Source organism: Halostella sp. PRR32 (genome assembly GCF_034808085.1).
Classification (GTDB): Archaea; Halobacteriota; Halobacteria; order Halobacteriales; family Natronoarchaeaceae; genus Halostella; species Halostella pelagica.
The window spans coordinates 1-25,423 of record NZ_JAXHGL010000008.1; the positions used below are offsets into that span (position 1 = coordinate 1).

General features: G+C 63.5%; 28 protein-coding genes. 9 read left to right on the top strand and 19 right to left on the bottom strand.

All coding sequences use genetic code 11. The features are described 5' to 3' along the window. A partial coding sequence (locus tag SM753_RS18595; protein WP_323192656.1) for an aldehyde dehydrogenase family protein occupies nt 1–243 on the top strand: 243 nt, incomplete at its 5' end. A gap of 534 nt (nt 244–777) precedes the next feature. Here SM753_RS18595 and SM753_RS18600 read toward each other — a convergent pair. From SM753_RS18600 to SM753_RS18615, 4 genes are read right to left on the bottom strand one after another with little or no spacing between them, the layout of a single operon-like run. Then, nucleotides 778–1,581: a nitrilase-related carbon-nitrogen hydrolase gene (locus SM753_RS18600; protein WP_138797176.1), complete on the bottom strand. Its 804-nt coding sequence runs from the start codon at nt 1,579–1,581 to the stop codon at nt 778–780. Next, nucleotides 1,578–2,012, bottom strand: coding sequence for an SRPBCC family protein (locus tag SM753_RS18605; protein ID WP_323192657.1), 435 nt, complete (start codon nt 2,010–2,012; stop codon nt 1,578–1,580). The genes SM753_RS18600 and SM753_RS18605 overlap by 4 nt, the downstream gene beginning before the upstream one ends. A 42-nt stretch (nt 2,013–2,054) precedes the next feature. Then, nucleotides 2,055–2,279, bottom strand: coding sequence for a hypothetical protein (locus SM753_RS18610; RefSeq protein WP_121819898.1), 225 nt, complete (start codon nt 2,277–2,279; stop codon nt 2,055–2,057). A 55-nt stretch (nt 2,280–2,334) separates the two neighbouring features. Next, nucleotides 2,335–2,517 carry a hypothetical protein gene (locus tag SM753_RS18615; protein ID WP_135535615.1) on the bottom strand — a complete coding sequence of 61 codons (183 nt, stop codon included), beginning with the start codon at nt 2,515–2,517 and terminating at the stop codon, nt 2,335–2,337. Between the two features lie 78 nt (nt 2,518–2,595). Between SM753_RS18615 and SM753_RS18620 the strand changes: the two genes are divergently transcribed. Next, nucleotides 2,596–3,621: an LEA type 2 family protein gene (locus tag SM753_RS18620; RefSeq protein ID WP_323192658.1), complete on the top strand. Its 1,026-nt coding sequence runs from the start codon at nt 2,596–2,598 to the stop codon at nt 3,619–3,621. A 136-nt stretch (nt 3,622–3,757) separates the two neighbouring features. Continuing rightward, on the top strand, nt 3,758–4,186 hold the full coding sequence (locus SM753_RS18625) for a hypothetical protein (RefSeq protein ID WP_369335383.1): 429 nt from the start codon (nt 3,758–3,760) through the stop codon (nt 4,184–4,186). A gap of 273 nt (nt 4,187–4,459) precedes the next feature. Here the strand turns inward: SM753_RS18625 and SM753_RS18630 are convergent, their stop codons facing one another. Together SM753_RS18630 and SM753_RS18635 are read right to left on the bottom strand one after the other, a co-directional pair. After that, nucleotides 4,460–5,716 carry a Glu/Leu/Phe/Val dehydrogenase gene (locus SM753_RS18630; protein WP_323192660.1) on the bottom strand — a complete coding sequence of 419 codons (1,257 nt, stop codon included), beginning with the start codon at nt 5,714–5,716 and terminating at the stop codon, nt 4,460–4,462. 100 nt (nt 5,717–5,816) lie between these two features. After that, complete coding sequence (locus SM753_RS18635) at nt 5,817–6,674, bottom strand: CoA ester lyase (RefSeq protein ID WP_323192661.1); 858 nt, start codon at nt 6,672–6,674, stop codon at nt 5,817–5,819. A 239-nt stretch (nt 6,675–6,913) separates the two neighbouring features. Here SM753_RS18635 and SM753_RS18640 point away from each other — a divergent pair, with 239 nt between their 5' ends. The 3 genes from SM753_RS18640 (at nt 6,914) to SM753_RS18650 (ending at nt 10,603) form a co-directional block, all read left to right on the top strand. After that, nucleotides 6,914–8,767, top strand: coding sequence for a hypothetical protein (locus tag SM753_RS18640; RefSeq protein WP_323192662.1), 1,854 nt, complete (start codon nt 6,914–6,916; stop codon nt 8,765–8,767). Between the two features lie 106 nt (nt 8,768–8,873). Beyond that, nucleotides 8,874–9,332 carry a MaoC family dehydratase gene (locus SM753_RS18645; RefSeq protein ID WP_135535609.1) on the top strand — a complete coding sequence of 153 codons (459 nt, stop codon included), beginning with the start codon at nt 8,874–8,876 and terminating at the stop codon, nt 9,330–9,332. A gap of 170 nt (nt 9,333–9,502) precedes the next feature. Beyond that, nucleotides 9,503–10,603 (top strand): hypothetical protein, encoded by a 1,101-nt coding sequence (locus tag SM753_RS18650; protein WP_323192663.1) that lies wholly within the window; start codon nt 9,503–9,505, stop codon nt 10,601–10,603. Here the strand turns inward: SM753_RS18650 and SM753_RS18655 are convergent. From SM753_RS18655 to SM753_RS18680, 6 genes are all read right to left on the bottom strand, one after another. Continuing rightward, the gene (locus SM753_RS18655; protein ID WP_323192664.1) at nt 10,600–12,402 is read right to left on the bottom strand and encodes an acyl-CoA carboxylase subunit beta; all 1,803 of its coding nucleotides are present in this window, start codon (nt 12,400–12,402) and stop codon (nt 10,600–10,602) included. The genes SM753_RS18650 and SM753_RS18655 overlap by 4 nt on opposite strands. 176 nt (nt 12,403–12,578) lie before the next feature. Further along, a complete protein-coding gene (locus tag SM753_RS18660; RefSeq protein ID WP_323192665.1) occupies nt 12,579–13,106 on the bottom strand; it encodes a redoxin domain-containing protein in 528 nt (175 codons plus the stop codon). 56 nt (nt 13,107–13,162) lie between these two features. Next, nucleotides 13,163–14,245 carry a Vms1/Ankzf1 family peptidyl-tRNA hydrolase gene (locus SM753_RS18665; RefSeq protein WP_323192666.1) on the bottom strand — a complete coding sequence of 361 codons (1,083 nt, stop codon included), beginning with the start codon at nt 14,243–14,245 and terminating at the stop codon, nt 13,163–13,165. Nucleotides 14,246–14,354: 109 nt separating this feature from the next. Then, a complete protein-coding gene (locus tag SM753_RS18670) occupies nt 14,355–15,212 on the bottom strand; it encodes a class 1 fructose-bisphosphatase (RefSeq protein WP_323192667.1) in 858 nt (285 codons plus the stop codon). Continuing rightward, the gene (locus tag SM753_RS18675; protein WP_135535603.1) at nt 15,209–15,994 is read right to left on the bottom strand and encodes a class I fructose-bisphosphate aldolase; all 786 of its coding nucleotides are present in this window, start codon (nt 15,992–15,994) and stop codon (nt 15,209–15,211) included. The genes SM753_RS18670 and SM753_RS18675 overlap by 4 nt, the downstream gene beginning before the upstream one ends. Nucleotides 15,995–16,139: 145 nt before the next feature. After that, nucleotides 16,140–16,784 carry a helix-hairpin-helix domain-containing protein gene (locus SM753_RS18680; RefSeq protein WP_323192668.1) on the bottom strand — a complete coding sequence of 215 codons (645 nt, stop codon included), beginning with the start codon at nt 16,782–16,784 and terminating at the stop codon, nt 16,140–16,142. 353 nt (nt 16,785–17,137) lie between these two features. Here SM753_RS18680 and SM753_RS18685 point away from each other — a divergent pair, with 353 nt between their 5' ends. Further along, entirely contained in the window at nt 17,138–18,001 is an 864-nt protein-coding gene (locus tag SM753_RS18685) for a 3-hydroxyacyl-CoA dehydrogenase NAD-binding domain-containing protein (protein ID WP_323192669.1), read from the top strand. Between the two features lie 19 nt (nt 18,002–18,020). On the opposite strand, the gene SM753_RS18690 is transcribed toward SM753_RS18685, so the two are convergent. Then, nucleotides 18,021–19,076, bottom strand: a complete 1,056-nt coding sequence (locus SM753_RS18690) for a phytoene/squalene synthase family protein (protein ID WP_135535600.1) — start codon at nt 19,074–19,076, stop codon at nt 18,021–18,023. Between the two features lie 104 nt (nt 19,077–19,180). Between SM753_RS18690 and SM753_RS18695 the strand changes: the two genes are divergently transcribed. Next, nucleotides 19,181–20,371: an acyl-CoA dehydrogenase gene (locus SM753_RS18695; protein WP_323192670.1), complete on the top strand. Its 1,191-nt coding sequence runs from the start codon at nt 19,181–19,183 to the stop codon at nt 20,369–20,371. Between the two features lie 45 nt (nt 20,372–20,416). Here the strand turns inward: SM753_RS18695 and SM753_RS18700 are convergent, their stop codons facing one another. Beyond that, nucleotides 20,417–20,689, bottom strand: coding sequence for a PadR family transcriptional regulator (locus SM753_RS18700; protein WP_135535598.1), 273 nt, complete (start codon nt 20,687–20,689; stop codon nt 20,417–20,419). A 44-nt stretch (nt 20,690–20,733) separates the two neighbouring features. Then, nucleotides 20,734–21,465: a DICT sensory domain-containing protein gene (locus SM753_RS18705; protein WP_323192671.1), complete on the bottom strand. Its 732-nt coding sequence runs from the start codon at nt 21,463–21,465 to the stop codon at nt 20,734–20,736. 89 nt (nt 21,466–21,554) lie between these two features. Between SM753_RS18705 and SM753_RS18710 the strand changes: the two genes are divergently transcribed. Beyond that, nucleotides 21,555–21,827, top strand: a complete 273-nt coding sequence (locus SM753_RS18710) for a hypothetical protein (protein ID WP_135535596.1) — start codon at nt 21,555–21,557, stop codon at nt 21,825–21,827. Between the two features lie 178 nt (nt 21,828–22,005). Here the strand turns inward: SM753_RS18710 and SM753_RS18715 are convergent, their stop codons facing one another. The 4 genes from SM753_RS18715 to coxB all read right to left on the bottom strand — a co-directional run bounded on the left by SM753_RS18715 (nt 22,006) and on the right by coxB (nt 25,416). Further along, nucleotides 22,006–22,320 (bottom strand): C2H2-type zinc finger protein, encoded by a 315-nt coding sequence (locus SM753_RS18715; protein ID WP_323192672.1) that lies wholly within the window; start codon nt 22,318–22,320, stop codon nt 22,006–22,008. Further along, entirely contained in the window at nt 22,317–23,699 is a 1,383-nt protein-coding gene (locus SM753_RS18720; protein WP_323192673.1) for a hypothetical protein, read from the bottom strand. The genes SM753_RS18715 and SM753_RS18720 overlap by 4 nt, the downstream gene beginning before the upstream one ends. Nucleotides 23,700–23,715: 16 nt before the next feature. Then, nucleotides 23,716–24,561, bottom strand: coding sequence for a heme-copper oxidase subunit III (locus SM753_RS18725; protein ID WP_323192674.1), 846 nt, complete (start codon nt 24,559–24,561; stop codon nt 23,716–23,718). A gap of 108 nt (nt 24,562–24,669) precedes the next feature. Next, complete coding sequence (gene coxB / locus SM753_RS18730) at nt 24,670–25,416, bottom strand: cytochrome c oxidase subunit II (protein ID WP_135535594.1); 747 nt, start codon at nt 25,414–25,416, stop codon at nt 24,670–24,672. Nucleotides 25,417–25,423 lie beyond the last annotated feature (7 nt).

Genomic DNA, 25,423 nt, shown 5'->3' on the forward strand with positions numbered 1-25,423 from the left:
CGGCAGATCCACCGGTTCCGCGACCACGCGGAGATCGGGCTGGCGTACGCGAACCTGCCGTGTATCGGCGCGGAGGTCCAGTTGCCGTTCGGCGGCGTCAAGAAATCCGGCAACGGCTACCCCAGTGCCCGCGAAGTCATCGAAGCCGTCACCGAACGCACCGCCTTCACCCTCAACAACTCCAAAGAGATCGAAATGGCCCAGGGCCTCTCGGCGGACATCAAGACTGAGGGCGACGAGTAATCGGCGAGTACTGCAGAGCGTGTGCGAGCCGTGATCGCACCCGGAGACGGCGACGAGTGAGCGGTAAGAGCTGGTCGGGCCGTCACCGACCGGCGGTCTATCCTTCGTAGAATCCGACGGCTGAGCGGTGAAGACCCGAGCAAAGGTCGCGTCTGAACTGCGGTCTCGAACTCGCGGACAAAGAGAATCCACCGACGAGCACTGCGAAGGGCGTGCCAGCAATGCTCGTCCGACTCACGAGTCGGAGAGCTGCCAGGAGCGGACGGAGATGACCAAAATGACCAGATAGCTACGCACAGATGCGAACGCGCGGCGACCTCGCTCGATACCGCCGCCGGCGAAGTTACTCCGGGTCGTGTCGTACGGAAAGAGGACGAGGATGGAAGATGCGGTCGGGACGCCCCGGATCGGAACCGCCCGGGCGGTTCCGGAAGTGGACGTGGACGCGAGCGCGACGGGCTTGCCGGTTCGACGTGAAAAGCGTCGGATACCGGCATACAGGAGTACGGCATGAACCCCAATAAACCCACGGTCTTAGTCGCGGCGACGGTCGCGCAGGGCGGGGAACTCCGTTCGGACGCCTGTGACCGCGTCGGGGTCGGCGTTGGCGGTGACGAGCGTCGGATCGTCGTCGCTACTGGCGACCGGCGTGCCCCAGGGGTCGTAGACGGTCGACCGACCCAGTAGTTCCGCGTCGTCGAACGCGCCACTGCCGTTTATCGTCGCCACGTAGAACTGGTTCTCGATGGCGCGGGCCCGCGAGAGCGTCCGCCAGTGTTCGACCCGCGGATACGGCCAGGCGCTCGGGACGAGCGTGAGCGTCACGTCGTCGGCGAACTCGCGGTACAGCTCGGGGAACCGGAGGTCGTAGCAGGTGGTGACCGCGACCGTGTGGTCCTCGAAAGAGGCGACCTGGACGCGGTCGCCGGGGACGAGCAGTTCGTTTTCGGCGGATTCGTAGCCGAACAGGTGGTGTTTCCGGTAGACGAGGCGGCGCTCGCCGGAGCGGTCGAACAGGACGGACGTGTTGGCCAGCCCATCGTCGGCCGGGGTGTACGCTGTGTCCGTCGCTTCCAGGTCCTCAACGATACTCCCGGCGAGGACGCCGATGCCGTGGTCGTCGGCAGCGTCGGCTATCCGCGTGAGCGTCTCACCGTCGAGCGGCTCCGCGTGGCGGTGGTAGAGGTCGAAGGCGAAGTAGCCGACGTTGAAGATCTCCGGGAGCGCAACGAGGTCGGCGCCGTCAGCGGCGGCAGTCGCGATGGCCTGTTCGGCGCGCTCGACGTTGGCAGTCACCTCGCCGCTCTCGATCCGGATCTGTGCGAGCGCGACCTTCATGCTTCGACGCCGAAGTCGGCCCGGAGCGCCGTCTCCAGGTTGTCCAGTTCTTTGTCTAGGTTGCGTTCGAAGAAGCGCTCGACCCCGGGGAGGCGGCCGTCCACGATGAACGTGTTGATCAACCGGCTCCCGTTCTCGGTCGGCCGAATCTCGTGTTCGCCGCTAACGCGCATTATCTTGGACCGACCGACGAACTTCACGTACCGTGGCGGGTCCCGTTCGACGTCTTCCGTCCGAACCTTAGCCGACGCGTCGAGCAGGGGTATGGGGAGGTCGACGTACCAGAACGCCTCTCGGCCGTCGTTTTCTTTCAGTTCGAAGTCGGTGACGACGCTTATCGAGCGAGCGCGTTTCTCCGGGTCGGCGATGAATTTCCAGACGCGCTCGGGCGACACGTCGAACTCGAACGTCCGCTCAACCCGGACAGTCATGGTAGAAGGTCCGACCTGTAGTGATAAAAGTCCGCTGGAACGTTAGCTCTGGGTGACCTTCCACGTCGTCGAACGTGCCCGGCCCCACTTTTCGATATCGACCTCGTCGCTCTTCTCCGCGAGGCGCGGCAGACGCACACCGACCTGCTTCGCCGATAGCTCGATGGCGTCGGCGATGTTTTTCGCCCGGAAATACTGCTCACCCCGGGAGACGCTCTCGCGGAGGTAAGCGAGGATGCGTCGTTCCTCTTCGGTGTACTCAGTCATCGTATTCACTCCAATGTAGGGCAGTGATACGTATAACCATTTCTGTGGTTCGGACTCACCAGTAGAGGTGGATGTAAGCGATTGCGAGCGAAGCGAACAACATAGCGGCGGCAAAGCCCCAGGCGGCCGTCTGTTCCGGCGCTCCGGCGAACATGGCGACGGCCCCGCCCGCGGCGAGGAACGAGAACAACATCGCAAATCCGATCCCCTTGTCCGATACGACGGTATCTGTAGTCATACCCGTTCCTTCCAACGGCGGGAACTTAGTTCATACTATTGAGAAAGCATATACCGGACGGCGGCTATCCCCGGTACGATGGATAGTACCTGGCTCAAATCGGCGTTACTGGGTAGCAAAGCCCGGATCGCCGTGACAGCTGTCGGGGCTCTCGTGGTAGCCCTCGGTGCGACCGTCGGTCTCGGCGTGTTCGGGGTTCCGAGCCTCGAAAGCGTCGACAACGAGTTCGGCGAGACCAACGAGACGACGACGGTCGTCGCGACGGACCTCACGCTGGACAATCCCAACCCGTTCGGGACCGGGTTCGTGGGCGTCTCAGCCGAGTACGCGATTCGGATGAACGACGTGGAAATGGCGGAAGGAACGAAAGACGACATCGACATCTGTACCGGGAGGAGCACAGTTCATCTGGAGACGTACATGGACAACAAGCGGATCCCGGACTGGTGGGTCTCTCACGTCCGCAACGACGAGCAGACGGAGGTCGCTATCGACGCAGAGGTGCAAGCAGCAGGACAGGCCGTCCCCATCGAACGAGAGCGGACGATAAACACCAGCATGATAGAGCGGTTCAACTCCAACGAGACCCGTCCGATCAACGGTAGCACCCTGCTCGTCGACGACCCGGTGCTGTACGTCAACCAAACCCGCGGCGACTGGGGGGAAGTCACTGAATCGGAGACGCCTATCGATACGTCGTTCGTCGCGTACAATCCCAAATCCGTCCCCTACACCGTTACCGAGATGAGATACGAGATCACGATGAACGACGTGACGGTCGGCGAAGGGACGAGTCGGGAGGAGTACGTCATCGCGCCGGGAACGACCGAACGGATATCCACGCGCACCGCGATCCGGAACGAGAACCTCGACGACTGGTGGGTGACGCACGTCCGTAACGACGAGGTGACCGAACTCCGCATCGAGTTCGAGGCGACGGTCCAACTCGATGACCCGTCGTCGATAACTGGCGAGACGGTCGAAATCAGGGTGCCGCTGAACGAACTCACGCACGAAGAGACGATCGAAACGGACCTCCTCGGGAGCGAGAACGGAACCGACGACAGGACCGAAAACGTTTCGCGGAGTGTGCCCCGGGCGTAAACAACGGGCCGATAGAGTTTTAAGCATCCCCTCACGAACTACTGTTGCATGACACGGAGTACTTCCGCTCCTGATCGAGTTCTTCTCCGGCGATGAGGTATCGGTATCCACGACAGACGACGGCGAGTCGGTCGTAATCGAAGTCGACGACGACGAACACGAATTACCCCGTAGCGACGCTGTTGCGCTGCGAGAGGCCATCAGCGACGCGGTCACGGAGACCCGCGAGTTCTTCCGGACGGCGGGAACGTTCCGAGAGGACGGGTCCTACGAGGTGAGTCGCCGCAGTGCGGACTCCTCGGGCAACGCGAAAGTGTTCGAGAGCTTCGACGCCGTCAAACGCCTGTACGACCGCCTGCCCGACCAGTTCGACGCATCGGACGTCGAACACACCGGGATCACCGGGTCGCGCAGACACATGATGGTTCGGCATTTCGCCGAACATCCGGCGTTCGACTGCCAGATCGACCAGCGAAGCCCGCTGACCGCCGAAAAGACTGCCACGGAGTCCGACGAACCGACCGACCGATCGGACGCGGCGCAACCGAACGCGACGGCCGACTAGCCGTCACGCCGTTTTGCGGTGCGAGAGGAGAGCAGCGACTGGTAAAGAGAGCCAAACCACTCGGCCACGCTGGCGTCTGTGAGCGATAGCGAACAGCGCCAGCGGACGGGGAAGGGCAGGTACTCGGAGCGTGTCGCGGCGACCGCCGGCGTCTTCGCGAGCGGAGCGAGTGACGGTTCGGGAGAGCAACGCTCTCCCGGTGACTCGCGCAAACTGGCGGACCGTAGCGAGAATCACAAACCGATTTTCAACCGCCAGCCGCTCACGGGCTTTCTATGGCCAGTTCCCGGACTGCTCATACGCGTCCAGCACGCGCTGGATGGCGACGACGTAGGCGGCCGTTCGGAAGTTCGGAAGGTCGTGCGTCTCGAACGCGGTGGTCAGGTCGTCGAAGGCGTCGACGATGATCCCTTCGAGTTCGTCGTTGACCTTCTCCTCGGACCAGTAGAAACGCTGACGGTTCTGGACCCACTCGAAGTACGAGACGGTGACGCCGCCGGCGTTCGCGAGGATGTCGGGGACGACGGTAACGTCTTTCTCTGTGAGCACGTCGTCTGCCTCGGGAGTGAGCGGGCCGTTGGCCGCCTCAGAGATGAGATCGGCGGAGACCTCTTCGGCGAGGTCGCCGTCGATAGCGTTCTCGAGGGCCGCCGGAACGAGCAGGTCCACATCGAGGGTGAGGAGGTCGTCGTTGGAGATCTCCTCGTCAGCCTGGGGGAAGCCGACCACGCTGCCGGTCTCGCGCTTGTGGTCCTTGGCGGCGACGGGGTCGAAGCCGTCCTCGCTGTAGATACCGCCACTGGAGTCGGAGACGGCGACGACGGTCGCGCCGAGTTCGGCGACGAGCTTGGCCGTGATCCATCCGGCGTTCCCGTAGCCCTGGACGGCAACGGTGGCGTCCGAGATGTCGCGGTCGAGATACTCGAACGCCTCGCGGGCGGCGATGACAGTCGAGCGGCCGGTCGCCTCGACGCGGCCGGCGCTGCCGCCGCTGGAAATGTCCTTGCCGGTGATGACGCCCGGCGCGGTCGTGTTCTCCAGCGTCTCGTACGTGTCCTTGATCCAGTTCATCTCTCGCTGCCCGGTGTTTACGTCCGGAGCGGGGATGTCGCGGTCCTCGCCGATGAGCGGACGGAGTTCCTTCGCGAACGAGCGGGTGAGACGTTCCAGTTCGCTCTCGCTGTACTCGTTCGGGTCGATCGGGATTCCTCCCTTGCCGCCGCCGTACGGGATGCCGACGGTCGCACACTTGTACACCATCCACCCGGAGAGCGCCTTCACCTCGTCGCGGTTGACGCCCGGGTGGTAGCGGATACCCCCCTTGTACGGCCCGCGGTCGCCGTTGAACTGCGACCGGTAGGCGCGAAACACCTCGATGGACCCGTCGTCCATCTCGACGGAAAGGTTGGTCTCGAGGACGCGCTCCGGGTTTTTGAGGCGGGTTTGGATGCCCTCACTGATATCGAGATGCGCCGCGGCATCGTCGATTTGCTCCTGTAGACTTTCGAACGGGTTGGTTTCCCCTGTCATACTTTGATGGTCGGCCACTCCGGGTAAAAGGTATTGGGAACGCCATGAATATCGTACCTTCAACCCCAAATACGCATACCGGGACGTACGAGGTACAGAATCAATCAAAATCGACATCTCCGGCGGCGTGCGCCCGTTCGAGGACGCGTTCGGCTTGTTGTATAAGCGGTGCGTCGACCATCTCATCATCGACACGGACGACCCCGTCGTCCGCATCGCTCGTCGCCTCGACGATACGGCGCGCCCACTGAATGCGCCCCTCGTCCGGCGTGAACGCGTCGTTTATCGGGTCGACCTGCGACGGATGGATCGCCATCTTCCCGTCGTACCCCAGTTCGACGGCGAACTGCGTCGCCTCGCGGAGACCGTCGGCGTCCTCGATATCCGTGTGTACAGTGTCGATAGCGTCGATGCCGGCCGCGCTGGCGGCCAAGACTACGTGTTCACGAGCGTACAGCACTTCGGTCCCATCGCTCGTTCGCGTCGCACCCACGTCGGCGGACAGGTCTTCCGCCCCGAACAGTAACGCGTCCGTCGGGTCGGCAGCGGCGATCGACTCCGCGTGTAACACGCCGGCGGCCGACTCGACGAGCGCCATAACCGGCAGGGACCGGTCGTGTTCGTTCAGTATCCTGTCGAGCGTTCGCACGTCGTCTTCGTCGCTCACTTTCGGAAGCAAAACCCCGTCGACCCGTCCGATCGCCTCGTCGGAAAACACCGCTTCGATGTCGTCGTCGGCCTCCGTACCGACTGGATTGACGCGAACCCACACCTCACATTCGGGATCGAACTCCGGGTCGGCGAGAACGTCGTGGACTGCCGTTCGAGCGTCGGATTTCCTCGCCGGAGCGACGGCGTCTTCGAGGTCGAATACGACGACATCCGTGCCCGTTCCGGGCGCTTTTCGGAGAAGGTCTGGTTGGTCTCCCGGACTGAACAGGACGCTTCTTCGTGCCATATCTCCGATTCGCCGAGGAAGGCTATCAAACTATGCGGACTGTCGTGCGTTCTCGGACAGACATCGCAACTCAGCCAGTATAATTCCCTCCCCATTCTCGGATAAATCATCTCCGTTCATTATTAACAGATGAGGTATACTTACGTAGATCCGACACCTCAGTCTCGGTGAGATAGCAGACTGGCGAGGGTATCGAGCGACAGCGGGGGATTAAACGATATCAATGCCGCAGAGAGATAATGAGAGATACTAATTCGGCACAAATTTCGGACGACGGGACAGACCGGGCTACTGATACGATGACGACTGGCGGTGGCAGTTCCGTCGAATCGCTTCGGGACGCGGAACACGCACAGTCGTCAGTCATCGCTGTTGTCCTTCTCGTCGGTCTCACTGTTACCGGTGCCGCTACCGTCTTTCTCGTCGGGTCGACTGCGATATCGGAGTCGCAGGACGACGCGGAACTGGAGAACGCTGAGAACGCCCTCGCACAGATAGACTCCAAGGCGAACCGCGTCGCCGCGGGGTCGAACAACACGGAGGAGATTCAGGTCACGGACTCAGACGCCGGCGAGACGTGGGTCGAACCCCAGGCAGGCAGCGTAAATATCACCGTCGAAAACGAGACGACGGGCAATGTGAAACAGGTGCTACTCGACGAGGAACTCGGGCAGGTCGTTTACGAGATAGACGGCGAACGGATCGCCTACCAGGGCGGTGGCGTCTGGCGGTCGACTGAAAACAGCAGCCGAATGCTCTCCCGACCGGACATTCACTACGAGGGGGGCGAACAGGACAACCCGACCTCGACGATACCGCTGACGCTAATCGACGGGAACAGATCGTCGGGCGACTCGCTCACCATCTCCGATAACGGAACCGAACTCCGGTATCCGATTCGCGGTAACGAGAACCGCTCGAACCCCATCCTGAGCGGACAGATCAGACTCACCATCCAGAGCGAGTATTATCTGGCCTGGGGGGACTACCTCGAACAGTTGACCGGTGGGATCGCGGACTACGATCACGCAAACAAGGAGGTCAGTATCGTTCTCATTTCGCCTCGGGACCGCGATAGCCTCCAGCAGGGCCTGTTCCAGACCGGGTCGGACACGGACCTCACTATCGGTGCTGGGGGCGGGACTGCGACAGTCGACAGTTACAACTCCTCGAAAGCCACCTACGCCGCCCAGAACACTGAAAACGGGTCGATCCGGACGGCCGGCAACGTCGACGTCCAGAGCAACGGCGAGGTGTACGGAGACATCATCGTCGGCAGCGACATCGCGATCCAGGCGTCCGCCGCCACGATCACAGGAAACGTCTCCTACGGCGGCGTGAGAGGCAACAAGTTCAAGGCAGGTGCTGTGGACGGATGGATAGCGAACAACGCGTCGGTCAACAGCACCCCGACCATTCGAGCGTACGTGGAAGGTCGAGTCGACCAGTTCAGCAACGGGACAATCAACGACAACAACGAGGAAGGTTGGGCCTTTACGAGTAACGACCGACTCGACTTCGGGAACAACGGGGGCGATATAACGCTTCCCAGCGATCCTGACGGTCGGCGGTACTACGTCGACGGCGACCTGGCGATGAGCAACGGCGATAACCTGACCTTCGACACGACGGACGGCAACATCTACGTCGGCGTCGAGGACAGCCTCACGATGGACGAGGACGCGAACATCACCGTCGACGGTCAGGGAACCGTCCGCATCTACATCCTCGACGACTTGACGATGAACGATCAGGCGTCCGTGTACGTCCCCAAGGACAACTCCACCAAGATGTGGGTGTACGGAACGCCCGAGACGGACGTCGACTTCGACGGGAACGGGAACGGCAATAGCCCGGAGTACATCGGTGCGATCTACGCTCCGACGACCGGTGACGGATCCGGCGGCGTCAGCATCGACAACCACGTCGAAGTGTACGGCGGTATCGTGGGCGGTCAAGCGGACATCCGACAGGGATCCATTCACTTCGACGAGGCCCTGCGAGGCGTTGACCCCCTGCCGGTCGACGAGTCGATCCCGCGGGTCACTCACCTGCACCTGAGCATCAATCGCGTTCACGTCGAAGCCGACTGATTCTGTCGGCTCGTGATGACGGAGCCGTCACGGCGGAATCACTCACGGGCGGGCAACGGTATGAAAGTCGGTGCGCTTTTCTTCCCGGTTCCCGTCGGTCGGATCTATGCCCGGCCGGTACTACGAGCAGTTCGAGGTCGGCGAGACCATCGAACACGACAAGCGGCGGACGGTGAGCGAACGGGACAACCAGGCGTTCTGCGATATGACGATGAACCAGCAACCGCTCCATCTGGACGCCGAGTTCTCCGCGGACACGCAGTTCGGCGAACGCCTCGTCAACGGCCTGTATACGATGAGTCTCGCGGTGGGGCTGACCATCCCGGAAACGACCGACGGCACTATCGTCGCTAACCTCTCGTACGACGACGTAGAACATCCCGCTCCGGTTTTTCACGGCGATACGCTCCGCGTACAGTCGACGGTGACGGACAAACGGGAGACGAGCGACGGTGAGCGCGGCGTCGTCACCATGCACGTCGAAGCGTACGCGGTCAACCGCGAGGACGAACTCGTCTGTGAATTCGACCGGACCGTGCTGGCGAAAAAAGCGCCTGACGCCTGAGAGGGATCGTAATTCATCTCGGTCTTTCGCTGACCTGCATCGGGAATATCGGTCCACCGGTTTGCGACGCTCTGAGCGCCACTGACGAGTTCTCCGGACAGTTATGATCAGCGAGCGGTAGGTCCGCGATCTTTTCGCAGTCGGCGTGGTACTCGTACACCGCACCGAAAATGAGTGATCGACGGGAGGTACTGGCGGAGGAACGAGAGGCGATCGAGGAGATCGACCTCGACGAGCACGTCCCCTCGTTTCTCAGGTTAGAGGAGGAGACCGGGTTCCGGCAGTGGTTCCTGATCACGGGAAACCGCCTCGCCGTTGCACTCGTCTTGCTCGCCGTCGTGTTCATCTCGCTTTTCGCGTGGGGAATGTTCCGGCCGCTCGAGATGCGCACGCTACTGACCGAGACGACGACCGTCCAGACGCTGTTCAACACGATGCTTTCGGGGATCATCCTGCTGGTCTCCATCGTCGTCTCGGTCAACTCTATCGTCCTGTCACAGGAGCTAACGTCGCTGGAACAGCAACAGGGCCGGGTCGAATCGTCGATGGAGTTCAGCCGCAGTATCGAGGAGTACGTCAGCGAGGGCGTCGCGCCGACGACGCCGCCGGCGTTTCTCGACGTCTTGCTCGATACCCTCTCGGACCGGGTAACTGACCTACAGGAGATCTGCGCCGAGGTTCCGGACGACGAGCTACAGGCCGACGTTAACGCGTTCACCGCGAAAGTGCTCACTCACATCGACGAGGTGGATACCCAACTGGAAGGTGACTCCTCGGGCACGGCGGACATCCTTCTGGCCGGGTTGAGCTACGATTACTCCTGGCAGCTGTACGCGGTGCGACAACTACGCGCGAAACACGACGACGTTCTCCCGGAGGCAGCGGACGAGATAATCGGCGAGTTCCTCGAGGCGCTGAAGTATTTCGCGACCGGACGGGGGTACTTCAAGACGCTCTACTACGAGCAGGAGTTCGCGAACCTCTCGAACACGCTGTTGTACGTTTCGTTGCCCGCGATCGTCTTCCTGTCGCATTTCCTGCTTGCGCTCGACGCCGCCCAGATACCCGACGTACAGATACTCGGCGTCGACCCGCTGATGATCTACGTCATCTTCGCGTACACGTTCGCCCTGGCACCGTACATCGTCTTCACTTCGTTTCTCATCCGTAGCACCGTCGTCGCTCGCCGCACCCTCGGTGCCGGACCGTTCGTCGTGCGCCACGACACCGTCGAGTTACGGGGCGAGAAGTCCGGCGCGGAGGACGACTAGAGTATCGTCCCGTGTTTCTTGTCGGGGAGTTCCTTTTCGACGCCCTCGTAGAACGCGAACCGCGCGGCGAGTTCGTCGCGGAGTTCGCTCGGCGGGACGATGTCGTCGATGACGACCTCGCTCGCCATCCGGTGGGCGTCGATGTCGTGGCGGTACTCCTCGCGCTTTTCCTCGACGAACCGCTCGCGTTCGGCCTCGTCATCGATCTCGTCTATCTTCCGGCGATACACCGCGTTGATGGCCGCTTCGGGACCCATGACCGCGATCTCGCCGCTGGGGAGTGCGATCGTCGATTCGGGGTCGTAGGCCGGACCGCCCATCGCGTAGATGCCCGCGCCGTACGCCTTGCGGGCGACGACGGTCTGTTTCGGCACCGTCGCGGATGACGTCGCGTAGATGAACTTCTTGCCCTTCTCCAGGATGGCGTCTTTCTCTACCTGCGACCCGGCCATGAATCCGGGCGTGTCACAGAGGTACAGCAGCGGGATGTTGTACGCGTCGCACGTCCAGATGAACCCGGCGGCCTTCTCCGCAGCGTCCGGGAAGATGGCGCCTGCCCGGTGTGCCGGCTGGTTGGCGACGATGCCGACCGGTCGACCGTCGATGCGGGCGAACGCGGTGATGATCTCCTCTCCGTAGTCGCGTTGGAGGGGGAAGTAAGACCCGCTGTCGACGACGCGGTCGATGAGGTCCTCCATGTCGTACCCCTTGTTCGGGCTCTCCGGGATGACGGAGTCGATACCCTGCGGCGACAGCTTCGGGGGTTTCGGTTCGCTGCGCGGTGGGTCGTCGTCCGCACTGTCGGGGAGGTACGTGACCAACTGGGCGACGAGTTCCCGGGCGTGTTCCTCGTCGCGTGCCACCAGGTCCGCGCTGCCGGAGTGTTCGGCGTGGACCTTCGCTCCGCCTAGGTCCTGCATGTCGATGTCCTCGCCGGTGACCATCTTGACCATCCGGGGGCTGGCGATAGCCATCGCGCTCACGCCCTCTACCATCACCGTGAAATCGGAGAAGACTGGAGTGTAGGCCGCGCCGGCGATGCAGGGGCCGTAGAGCACGCAGATCTGTGGAACGCGCCCGGAGAGCATCGAGTGGTTGTAGTAGTACTTTCCGATCCCCTCACGGTTGGCGAAGAAACCCCGCTGCTGGTCTATCCGCGCGCCGGAGGAGTCCATCAGGTACAGCACGGGTCGCCCGCTCTTGAGCGCGCGCTGTTGCATCCTGAGGAACTTCTCGACGCCTTTCTCGGCCATGCTCCCTGCCTTCACGGTGAAGTCGTTGGCCATGAAGTGGAGGTCTCGGCCTTCGAACTCGGCCGCACCGGTCAGTAGACCGTCGCCCGGTAGGCGGTCGCCGTCGTCCTCGCTCCCGTCCGTTCCGTCGGGGTGCCAGGCGTCGAAGTTGGCGAACTTCCCGTCCTCGAAGTGGATACCGCCGGCGGCACCGGACCCGGTCTCGCCGCTGGTCCCGTCCGCGTCGTCCTCGTCGCCGAACCAGAGGTCGAGCCGGTCGCGGACGAACAGCTTCCCCTGCTCTTCGAGGCGGTCGCGGTACTTCTTCGGACCGCCCGCCTCGATGTCCGCTATCTCCTCCCGGATTTTCTCCTCGCGTTCCGTCGGTCCCAGGTCGTCCGTCTCCGCCGGCGCGTCGTCGCCGCTGTCGGTAACCTCGTGGCTAGCGACGAGTTCGTCGTCGTCGCCCGCGTACACCTCCACGGAGTCGCCGACGTGTTCCGCGAGCGCCGCCGCGATGGCGGAAGCCTCTTCCTCGCTGGCCGCCTGACCGATGCGGACTTTCATAAACGATCCTGCGACGGGTCGTCTGAAACCCTTTTCTATTTACAATATTTGCGAAACCCGCGGGACGCTCCCCGCCGGTGACGGGTCCGCTCGGGTCATACTGTTTGACGGAGCGTCGTGACGAGGTTCGATATCTCGGCGTGTCGACAGTCGTCGTGGACCTCCGTCCGACGGTATCACTGCTCCGCGCGGTACTCGACTTCGGGCGCGTCGACGGCGACGCCCAGTTCGGCGAGCACCGCGGCGGCACCCCCGAACGGCGACTCGTCCGGCACTTCGAACGGATCGGCGAACGACCGGGCGTGTCGAACCGTCCAATCGGAGTCTACCACGAACAGCGCCCGACCGGGGATGTCGCGGTGGCCGTGCCAGTCGTCCAGGCGGACGCCGTACGCGTCGGCGACGCCGGCGTGGAAGTCGCTGAGTACGGGATAGTCGAGCGCGAGGTCCTCGTACGCTCTCGCGTTCGCGAAGACGCTATCGCCCGTGAGAGCCCACACGAGCACGTCGTCTCTCTCGGCCCACCCCGACTCGCCGAGCGCCCGGAGTTCGTCCCGACAGACCGGGGCGTGGGCGGACGGAACGAACGCGAGAACCGCCCCCGCTACGTCCTCGACGAAGCGGACCAGTTCGTACATCTCCGGCTCGCGCCCCTCGACGCCGGAGAGCGTGAAATCCGGTGCCGTACCGCCGATAGGAACCATGACGGTGTATCCGCGCCCGGGACAAAGAACCTGCCGCTGAGACCGGAACGTCTCCGTCACTCGATAGGAAACCGGAGGAGTGCGCCGACGCCGCCGAAGGCCTCCGCGAAGCGCTGACCGCCCTCGAAGTCCGTCGAAACGACGACCGTCTCGCCCCCCTCTTCGGCCGCCGCCTCCTCCAGTTCGGTCACGTCTTCGACGGACATCGAATCGGCGAGCAGCATCGTCTCGACGGCTCCGAACTCCAGGGCCTCCTCGGTCACGTCGCGCCCGTACACGACCGTCTCGCCGTCCTCTTTCAGTGCGGTGTAAAACTCGTCTACGGCGTCGCGTGCGGCCCGCTGCTCGGGGTCGAGCAGTTCCTCTTCGGCCCGGTCGACGAGTTGGCGAAGCCCCTGCTCCGAGGCGTACTCGACCGGGAACGTGCCGCCCTCGATCCGCTCTTCGAGTCGGTAGTCGAGGTAGTCGCCCTCCAGAAACGCGTCGGCCGTTACCGTCGTTCCGCCGACTAGCAGGCGGTCGACCGGATCGTCGCCGAGGAACGCGCGCTTTGCCTCGTCGGCCACCTCGCCGAAAAAGGCCTCTTTCTGTCGCTCCCGCTCCCGTTCGAACCGGGCCGCCGACTGGCCGCCCGCTCGCGTCTTGCCCATCACCTGACTCTCCAGTCGCTCCTCGACGGTCAGGTCGTCGCCGACGAGACGGCCCAAGACGGCAGCGCCGCGTTCCACGACGACCAGACCGTCGGTCGATTCGGGCATCGTCGCGCCGTCAAGCGGGTCGGCGTCGAACTCGTTGTCGAACCCGTACGTCCACTCCGCGACGGGGTGTGGGAGGTCGTCGAAGACGTGCGAGACAGTCTCGCCGCCGACGTCGCCGGCGTACACGACGAGGCCGTTCTCCGGGAGCGCATCGTACTCCAGCAGGACCCGCCGAGCGCGTTCGAGAGCGTCCCGGTCCGCATGGCTAGCGTGGTCCGCGTCCAGGTATTCGGCCTCGGCGTGGTCCTCCTCTATCTCCTCGCGGACCGCGCCGAGTGACCGGTCCGGCGGAACTGCGAGCGTGAGCAGATCCGTGTCGCCGCTTTCGGCGGTTTCCACGCGTTCGATGCGCTCGCGGAGTTCGTGGTCAGTGGTCGTCATCGGAGTACCACTCGTACGCCACCCAGTGGTGTAACGCTCGGGAACTGTTCGGCGGGTGACCTGACTGTCTGTCGGGGAGAAAATCGGACAACGACTGCGGACGGATCGATCAGTCCAGTTCCGCTTCGAGGCGGTCGATCAGGTTCGCGTTACCGACGTGGACCGGCACGCGCTGGTGGATCCGCGTCGGTTCCACGTCGAGCAGCGACTGCTCGCCGTCCGACGACCGGCCGCCAGCGGCTTCGACAATGTAGGCGATCGGGTTCCCCTCGAACTGGAGGCGGAGTTTCCCCTCCGGGCGCGACTGGAGCGCGGGGTAACAGAACACGCCGCCGTACCCCATCACCTGGTTGACGTCGCCGACCAGCGCGCCGCCGTAGCGGAGTTTGAGTTCGGACTCGATCTCGTCGGCGTAGTTCTCGAACTCCGGAGTCCAGTCGGGCACGCGGCCGCCGAACCCGTAGACGGTCGGGTCGTCGCCGAGCGTCACGTCGCTTTCGATGGGGCGGCGCTCCCCGTCGACGATCTCGTACTCGGTCACGCTGTCGTCGACGGCGGCAACCATCGTCGTGATGGGGCCGTACACGACGTACGCCGCGGCGACGAGATCTCTGCCGTTCGCCGGCAGGTCCCCGTCGTAGACGGCGACGATGGTCCCGATCAGGTTGTTCGATTCGAGGTTCGAAGAGCCGTCCAGCGGGTCGAGCGCCACGGAGACTCCCTGTCCGCAGTCCGTCACGTCGTCCCGTTCCTCGCTGACGAACTGGCCGACGCCCTCCACGTCGGTGATGCGGTCCGCGAGGACGTCGTCGGCCCACACGTCGGCCGCGAGTTGGTCTTCGCCGCTTGCGTTCTCCGAGTCCACGCTCTCACGTCGGCCTCGGAGGCCGTCCCGGATCTCCGCCGTCGTCTCCGCGACGGCGTCGAACACCGTTTCGGCGACCGCTTCGCGCTGTAGCGTGCTCATTCTAGTGCGGCGTCGGCAGTCGCCCCCTCGTAGATGACCTGTTCCAGGGCATCGAGGATAGCCTCGGGGTCCTCTCGTTGCCAGACGTTTCGGCCGACAGCGAGGCCCGAACCGCCCGCGTCCATGACCGCTTCGACGCTCTGCAGGAACTCGTAGTCGGAAACCTTCGACCCGCCGCTCATGACGACTTTCACGTCGCCCGCGGCGTCGACGGCCCACTCCATTCCGTCCTTGCTACCGGGGTATTTCACCTTCGCGATGTCGGCACCGAGTTCCAGCGCGATCCGGGACCCGTAGGCGATCACTTTGTCCTTGGTGTCGTTTTTCAGCCCCTGTCCGCGGGGGTAGGACCACATGACCACCGGCGTGTCGTGGTCGTGGGCGGCCTCCTGCACGTCGCGGAAGTCCTCGTACATCTCGGGTTCGTGGTTCGACCCCGAGTACACCGTGTATCCGACCGCGTCGGCCCCGAGTTCGAGGGCGTTCTCGACGGTCCAGTTCTTCGGCGAGTACGGTTCGCCCATCCAGAGATTGCTCGTCCCGTTGAGTTTCGCCAGCAGCGACACATCGTCCTCGTACGACGGATAGTACGTCTCAGCGACGCCTTTCTGGACGGCCATCGACGTCACCGCGTCGTGGGTCGCGATGTCGAAGACAGTCTCCGGATCGAGCGTTTCCGGAACCGCCTCGAAATCGGTCGGTCCGTGCTCCAGTCCGTGGTCCATCGCCAGAATAAGTACGTTTCCGTCCCGAGTGATATCTGAGTCGGTCAGCGGGATCATCTGGTTCGGAATTCCATGAACATACATATATACTTGATGGAGGGGAACGAGGACCGGATAACGGCACAAGGAGAGCGTATCTTGACTGTATAGCCGTTCAAACGGGCTACTCCGAACTGCCAACTATTACTACTGAGATAGTAAATCAGTTCGCGAGGCGATTCCCCGCGGCAGCGCACCACTCCGCGACGCGTTCCTCGTCTATCTGGAGGAAGTCCGCGATGCTCTCCGGGTCAGCCGTAGCCAGGCGGCGGACCGACGATACGCCGGCGTCGGCCAGCATCTCCGCGTCGCCCTCGCCGACGCAGTCGAGGTCGGTCACCGGGTCGGGCCTGCTCCGCTCGCGCCACGCGGACTCCGCCGCTTCGGCCGCACCGCTGCCGTCGGCCTCCGCGTCGGCGGCCGCGTCCGTCCCGCCGTCGGACGGCGTCCAGTCCCCCGACTGTGTCGGCGACTCGTCCGAGTTCGTCGTCTGCCAGTCGCCCTGGCTCTCGGCGACCCAGTCGCGCTCCGCGTCCTGTAGGCCGCGGACCGTGTTCGAACGGTTGCCGAGGTCTTCGCCCTGCCCGCCCAAATTCCAGTGCAACGAGTGTTCCCGGCGTATCTTGGTCGCCACGCCGGGGTTGACCCCCGCGTCGACCAGCTGCCGGTACGACACCGTCTTCGCTCTGACGTCCGCGGCGTTCACGCCCAGTTCGCGTAACGTCGACGCCGTCGACTCGCCCACGAACTGCAGGTCGGTCAGGTCATCCGTGTCGGCCTCGCCGGCCGAGTCGTCGTTTTTACTCACGTAAACTCACTGATTTTCAGATACCTGTCACCAATCCCCCTTGAAAGTTGTTACTGATCGGTCATCTCTGGGACAAACGTCTGACGCGAGTACTGAGCCGGGTTCGAGTCGGTGCAGTCCGGCGTATTCGCGATCCGACTCAGTGCACAACACTACGAACGTGTTCTCTCTCCGGAACGACGCTACCAACGTGCTTCCCTCGCAGCACGATCCCCGAGCGGCCCTGTCTGAACCCCTACAGACGGTACCCATTCGGGTCGGTGCTGTCAAGTGGAAGCCGATTCGTCCGGGAGCAGCGGTCAGCGGCCGCCGAAAGGCGGCACACTTAGGTGGGATTCGCAAGGATTGCCAGTATGGTACGCGGACTCGACTCGATAGAACGCGTCGGCGTCGTCGGCGCGGGAACGATGGGAAGCGGTATCGCGCAGGTCGCCGCGACGAACGGCTACGATGTCGTGTTGCGAGACATCGAGCAAGAACTGGTCGACCAGGGGTTCGAAACGATAGACGATAGCCTCGCTCGGTTCGTTCGGAAGGAGACGATCACCGAGGACGACGCGGAGACGATCCGCGACCGGATCACCGGCACGACCGAGCTATCCCACCTGGAAACCTGCGACCTCGTGATCGAGGCGGTCGTGGAGAACATCGACGTGAAACAGGACGTGTTCGCGGATCTTGACCGGGTAACTGACGACGACGTTTGTCTCGCGACCAACACCTCGACGCTCTCTATCACCTCGATAGCGAGCGCGACGGGCCGGCCCGACCGGGTCGTCGGTATCCACTTCATGAACCCCGTTCCGGTGATGGAGGGGGTCGAAATCGTCACCGGCGAGAAGACGAGTTCCGAGACTGCCGATCTGGCCCACGAGTTCTCCGAGTCCCTGGACAAGACGACGTGGGAGTCCGACGACAAGCCGGGATTCGTGTCCAACCGGATCCTGATGCCGTGGATCAACGAAGGCATCCGCGCGTTCGACGAGGGCGTGGCCACCAAAGAGGACATCGACAACGGAATGAAACTCGGCACTAACGTCCCGATGGGTCCGCTCGAACTGGCCGACCACATCGGATTGGACGTTTGTCTCGACGCGACGGAGACGCTCCACTCGGAGCTGGGCGATCGCTACAAACCCGCCTACTTGCTGAAACGAAAGGTCGACGCCGGCGACCTCGGGAAGAAGTCCGGACGGGGGTTCTACGAGTACGACTAACCATCGCCGACACGGGACGTTACGAGTTCGACTGGTGTAATGGGCGCTCCGTCATATCGGCTCGGAGGCCCGAGAGCTCTTCTCTGTCGACGCCTTGACCGAATCGGGCGACGAGCGTTGTAACCTCCGCACGGGGGACTTTGACGGTCCCTTCGGTCACGACGTCGGCCGGGCGTTCGCGGAGTTCGCGGATCGTCGCTACCGCGAGCAGATACGGGATGGCCCACGCGGCGAGAGTGTTGCCGTCCGTCTCCGGGAGCGCTTCGAGATACGCCTGCGCGTCATCGAGATATCCTGCGGCGTGGTCGGTGACGCGTTCGACGACCCGCGCGACGTCCGCCGCTCGTTCGGGCTGGGCGACCTCCTCCGCGGTCAGGCCCTCCTCGCGTAACCACGTCGCGGGGAGGTACACGTTGTCCTCCTCGTCGTAATCCGCGGAGACGTCTTTCGCGACGTTTACCAACTGGAGCAACAGCGCGAACGACCGTGCGTTTTCCTCCAGCGTTTCGGCCTCTTTCGGGGCGGCGTCCTCGGCGAGGAGATTCGTTATCAGGTCGCCGACTGTCCCCGCCGCGTACCAGCAGTACTCCTCCAGTTCGTCGATAGTCTCGATCCGCAACCCACCGACGTCCGCGTATCGCTCGACGAACATCGCCATCCCGGAGACGAGTTCGCGAACCGGCCCGCGGAGCGCTGACTGGGCCTGGTCGGGGAGCGCGGAGAACGTACTGGTCACTCGTGGTGTCGCCGCGACCACGTCCCAGTCGGCGGTTCGCTCGTCCGGGATCCACGGTTCGACCGTCTCACTGAACTCCTCGACGGTCGTCTGGTCGTCCGGCGAGAGCACGCGGTCGTACTGGCGAAGCAGGTCGGCTTTCTTCTGGGCCGGCACGTGGCCGGCGTCCTCTACAGTGTCTGCGATCCGACACATTAGATATCCGACACAGATTCGCGACGACATCGGCTCTTTCAGCGCGTCTATCGTTATCGCGAACGTCCGCGATACCCCTTGAACGGCGTCGTGACACCAGTCGAGGTTCTCGGCGGCCGTCCGCGTGCTTCGGCCCGAATGCATTCCACTCGATAGCCATAGGAACCCACGGAGTAAAAGCATCCGGGGGACGCGGTCGTCACACCGATGCCGGGAAAACTAAAGCATCGTCCATCAAAGATACGTGCATGGACTTCACTCTCTCTGCGGAGCAGGCGCAGATCCGCGACATGGTCACCGAGTTCGTGGACGAAGAGGTCGTCCCCCGTGCCCGGGAGATAGACCACGATGACGAGTTCCCAGCCGACCTGGTCGACGAGATGGCCGACCTGGGACTCATGGGGATGCCGTTCCCCGAGGAGTACGGCGGCGCAGGCCTCGACTACCACTCCTACGCCATCGGGCTGGAACAGATAAGCCGCGGGAGCGGCGGTCTCGGGACTGTCGTCGCCGCACACATCAGCCTCGCCGGCAACATGGTGTACGAGTTCGGCGACGAGCGCCAGAAGGAGAAATACCTGACGCCGCTGGCCGCCGGCGACGACATCGGCGCGTTCGCGCTCTCGGAGGCCGGTGCCGGGAGCGACGTGCCCGCGATGGAGACTACCGCCGAGCGAACCACGGCGACGTCTCGCTCGGACGGAGACGAGACGACGGCGGAGAGGGAAGGCGACGAGTACGTCATCAACGGCGGCAAGCTCTGGATATCGAACGGCTCCGTCGCCGACACTGTCACCCTGTTCGCCAAGACGGACCCCGACGCCGGCAACAAGGGTATCTCCTCGTTCATCGTCCGCCCCGAGGAGGACGACGGCTTCATCGTTGAAGGAACTGAGGAGAAACTCGGCGACAAGGGCTGTCCCACTGCCGAACTGCGCTTCGACGACATGCGCATCCCCGCTGACCGCCGCCTCGGAGAGGAGGGCGAAGGGTTCGTCCACGCACTCAAAACGCTAAACGGCGGGCGGATAACCATCGCGGCCCGCGGCGTCGGTATCGCCCGCGCCGCCCTGGACGAGGCACTGGAGTACGGCCAGCAGCGCGAGCAGTTCGACCAGCCAATCGCCGAGTTCCAGTCGATCAAACACAAACTCGCGGACATGGACACCAAGCTCCAGGCCGCGAAGATGCTGATGCACCGCGCGGCGGACAAGAAGATCCGCGGCGAGAACTTCGTCAAAGAGGCCGCACAGGCCAAACTGTACGCAAGCGAGATCAGCCGCGAAGTCGCGAACGAAGGCATCCAGATCCACGGCGGCTACGGCTACACCAAGGATTTCCCCGCCGAACGGTTCTACCGGGACGCCAAGCTCAACGAGATCTACGAGGGGACGAGCGAAGTCCTGCGCAACACCATCGGCGACCAGCTACTGGACTGACCGGACTAGCTCGCCCACCCGGCGTACAGTCAAGCTCTCCGGTGTTCAGTCGACCTGCCCGTCGAGCCACTCCGCGTGGGCCGCGACCGCTCGCTCTCCCGCGTCCGTGAGCGCGTACACGTCGTGGAGACCGTCCGTATGCTTCTCCGCGTAGCCCGCCCTGACAAGCTTCTGCATCGCGCCGTAGAACCGGTCGGGGTCGACCCGGTCGTCGTAATGGGCTTCGAGCGCCGCTTTCAGTTCCTGCCCGCGCAGTTCCCCGCCGTACAGCAACGCACAGAGGTCCCGCCGCATACCGCTCTGGAGCCACTTGCTCATACGGAAGGCAAGGCATAGGCGGAGTCATGGCTTGCGTTTCCGAATCAGGCCTCGTCGCCGTAGGTGGTCGTGATGTACCGAAGCAGTTCGTCTACGATCGCCGCATCGTAGGTCCAGAATCCCGTATACTCGTCGTCCCGAACCTCCGTTCCCAGGAACGCGCACTTTCGCTCGTCGTCACCGTCGCCGTCGAAAACCACGAACCACGAGTCGGCTATCTCGTCAGCGTCCGATGGATACACCGAAAGCCCCTGCCGTTCAGGGGCGACGCCGTCGGGACGACCGTACACGTGCACACCGACCGCACTGTCCGCGAGCTTCGAATACACCTGATCCTGTGACGAGAGGAGGGGCAGTCGCTGGAATCCGACGTGTAACTGGCCGCCCCCCGCGTTCCACGCCTGCATCTCTATCTCTCTCGAAGCGATTATCATCCGCCGTTTGTCGTATCCCGAGAACGTCGTGTTGTCGACGTGGCGCAGTATCTCGGTGTACTCCACGTCGGCGACCGTCTCGCTCCCGTATATCCCCTTCTCGAAATCGAGCGCGACCGCCAGTTCTTCGATTCCGCTGGCGGCGATGAACTCCTCGTTCTCGTGTAACACTGCGAAATTACGCGGACAACCGTCGTCCGTGCTGGACCGGCGCAGTTGCACCTGTTGCGGGCGAAAGAACGCTTCGATCCCGTCGATACGTTCCTTCGGAACGTCGACGTTGTACAGGGACAGTGTCCGCTTTCGACCGTCTACCCGGTCGATGAACGCGGTGAAACTCATATATCGGGTGTTACGTCAGTAAGCAGATAAACGTGTTCACCGTCCGGCAGAACCGACAGGTTAGATTGCCTGGACGCCAAAGCGGCGGTATGACCGAGACGGCGACCGAGAACGATGTCACCGCCCGCTACTACGAGACCGATACGGAACGGGTTCTGGAGTTCGAACGCGACGGGCGTACGGCGGCCGTCGCACAGAACGTCGAGGGGTACGCCATGCTGAAAGTGCGACCCGCCGCCGACGGCGACGAACTCGAACGGTACTACGGGTTCGACATGGCGCTCGACCACGCCGCGGAACTGCTAGGAGCGTCCCCGAACGAACTCCCCGTGCCCGAACCCGCCGACGATATGGGTATGTAGAGCGAGCTTTTTCTGTGCGCGAAGCGCACCACTCGCGCGAAAAAGCACGGCCAAAAAAGCCCATTCGCTCGTTCGCCCCGCTCACTCGCTCGGGGTAACTCTTTCTTGGTTACCGGCCTGCCCTCCCCCGTCCTCGCGCGACGTTCGGTAGACCGCCTCGCGCCGCGCTCCCGGCCGCTCAGGTGACGATAGAGTACGTGAACAGGAACCCGAAATAAAGCAACACGAGGCCGCCGATAGCCTTCAGTCGGAACAACCGTATCTCCTCGCTCTCCTCGCTGTACGCGTCCTGAAACGCCTCTATCTCGGCGTCGGTGCACTCGTCGTGGTGGTCGAGGCCGACGTGGAGCGTGCGGTACTGCTCGCGGGCGAACGGTCGGCCACAGTAGTTGCAGTCGTACGTCGTCTCGTCCGCCGACGCGTCGACGTTCGTACTGGGCGATCCGTCGGTTGCGCTGGCGGGGCCGTCGTCCGTGTGGTTGTCAGTCGTCATAGGTATGGGGGAGTGACGCTCGGTTCCGAAACTATCCAGAGGCTCACCATCGTGTATATCACCATGACGAGGATGAACGGGTACTGGCTCCGGATGGCCTGCAAGCGACCCGGGAAAACGTCGTACGCTGCGGCGTGTGCGACCCAGATGGCGACGAGGTGGCCGACAAGCACGAACGTGAGTTCGAGGCCGCCGAACCACGACGGCATCACGTACGTCAGGGGGTTCGACGGCGGGGAGAACGGGTCCGAGAGGGCGGCGGTCAGCGGCGGGAGCAGCGAGAGGAAGTAGCCCAGAAAGTGCGCGAGATGATAGCCCGCGGCGATAGCCAGCAGCGGCGGCGCGAAGTTCCGTGCGAGCCTCGCGGGCCGGAGGTACGTCTCAGCCAGTCGCCGCGACGCGTACGAGGCGAGGACGTACGCACCGAAAAACAGGACGAACCCGCCGAGCAGGCTTCCGACGTACACCGCCTGAACCGGAAGGCCCGCGCCGACGGCCCCCCTCGTCGCGTCGGCCCAGGCCGGCACCGTCACGAGGCCGTCGTACGTCGTCACCCAAAGCAGCGCGACGATGAATGCGACCTCGGAGATACTGTCGACGCCGCGCGAGTCCGTCAGCGCCATGCCCGGCAGGCGGAGCGACAGGCCGTCGTCGATGCGTTCCACCGGTGCGACGCGGCCGTAGTAGCTGAAGACGCGTGAAACCGGATCGACGGTCGAGAACCAGCGCTCCGGGCCGAACGCCGCGCCGCCGACCACAGTGACCGCAGTGTAGGCCGCGACTACCTGTGCGAGCAACTGCGGGTCGTCGGCGAGTGGACTCACCACTTCGACCCAGATCAGCGCGATCAGGCCGGCGACGCTCGGCCACGACCCCAGGCGCTCCGGATAGGCCAGTTCGAGTGAGGGAAGGAGTTCGACGAGCGTCCGAAACGGGTTCAGCGTCGGCCACGTGTTGCCGACGAGATACACGGACATGACGTATCCGGCCCACCAGCCGACCCAGACGACGAGAACCGCGAGGTTTCGAAACGGGTCAGTCGGGCCTCGAACCCCGAACCAGAGGACCGCCGCGAGTCCGGCCACGCCGACAATGGACCCGAACACGTCGACCACTCGCGCTCGCGAGAGAGCAAGCGTCGACCCGTACTCGTCGATCCGCCGGACGAGAGTCCGGTCGGTGACCAGGCTGGCGAGCAGGAACGACGCTCCGACGACGCCGCCGCCCGTTGCGAGAAACAGCCACGTCGGTACGGCGAGTGACTCTCCCGAGGACCGGAGCGCGCCACCGTGGGCGAAGGCTCGGCCCGAGAGCAACGCCACCGCGACCAGCACTGCCGCCACGAGGCCACAAAACTGCCGACGTACGTGGCGTTCCATGATGGAACGAGCGCGGTCAGGCCGACGCGCCGGCGTACAGGACGACGACGAGGAAGATCCAGACGACGTCGACAAAGTGCCAGTACATCGAGACAGTACTCACCGAAACGTGGCGCTCTGCGGAGTACTGTCCGTTCAGGCCGCGGGCGAACACGACCGCGAGCATCACCGCGCCGAGCGAGACGTGGAGACCGTGTAGTCCCGTCAGCCCGTAGAACCCGTTCCAGTAGATGCTCTCGGTCAGCGTGTGTCCCTCGTGGACGATGAACTCGTAGTACTCGTACACCTGCCCGCCGATGAATATCAGGCCGAGCAGGAGCGTCAGGCCGAGCAAGAGGAGGAACCGGCGACGGTTGTTCTTCCGGAGCGCGACGTGCGCGTAGTGGATAGTGACGCTGCTAATAACCAGAATAATGGTGTTAGCGAGGACGAGTCCGGTCAGTCCCGGCACCTCGCCCGGCGGCCACTCGCCTACTCGGATGAAGAAGTAGTAGACGAATCCAGCGCCGAACGTCGCTATCTCGGAGCCGAGGAACGCGATCATTCCCCAGCGGAGTTTGCTCTCGCTCTGATGGTCCGCACCGCGTTCCCAGAACGCCTTGACGAAGGCGTGGTACACCCAGCCGTACAGGCCGAGGAGGAACACGAACGTGCTCGCGACGAACGCGTACGGGCCGACGCTCGACCCGACGAGTCCCGAACCGCCGAGCAGGTACAGTCCTGCGGCGACGTAGAACCCAGCGCCGCCCAGTGCGGTGATAAACGGCCACCAACTCGCCTCGCCGAACCCCTGGGGCCAATCCTCCACCGCCGGCAGGTGGTGCCCGTGATGGTCATCCGCCGTGTCGTCCGCTACGGTCATACTTGGCTGGTTTCGTTTGGACTACCAAAAATCCATCCAACTGCGTCGGCGACTGCTCGCACGCCGGCGACGCTGTTCGGAAACGGATCGAGGCGGAGAAAAGAACGGTCAGTACGCGGTCTGGTTCGCCGCTTCGGTGTCAGAGTCTTCCTGTTGCTCCTGGATCCACGCCTCGAACTCCTCCTGACTGACGACTCTCACTTCGAACATCATCTGCGAGTGTCCCTGCCCGCAGTACTCGGCACAGTACCCCTGGTAGGTGTTTCCGGGATTGGTCGCTTCAGTCTGTAGGACGTGTTGTTGGCCCGGAACCGCGTCCTGTTTCAAGCCGAGGTCGGGAACGTGGAACGCGTGTAACCAGTCCACGGTCCCGATCTCGAGGTACACCGTCTGGTTAGCCGGGAGGACTAACTGCCCTTGGTTGGAGTCGACGGTCACGTTGTGTTTCTCGTACTCGAAGGTCCAGTAGTACTTCTGGGCGGTGACGTTGATCTGTTCGTCCTCCGGCCCCGGATCGACCTCGGTCGGCGTGATGACGTCGTCCGCTCCCATCACGTTGTACGCGCCGACGCCGACGAACAGCAGGATGATCGCGGTCGCTATCGTCCACGTTATTTCGAGTCGGCGATTCTCCCGGGTCGGTTTGGGATCGTCGTTGTCCTTGAACCGAACTACCGTGTAGATGAGGATGCCCTCGACCAGCAGCGTGATCGGGACCGCGACGAACAGCAGTTCTTGGTTGAGATTGCTGATGAGGCGGTCCGTCGTGGACTCCGCGGCCGCTGCCGGTTGGGCGGCCAGCGCCAGCAACGCTACCCCGAAAAGCGTCACGGCGGTAATCCGCGTTCTCTTCATAACACGC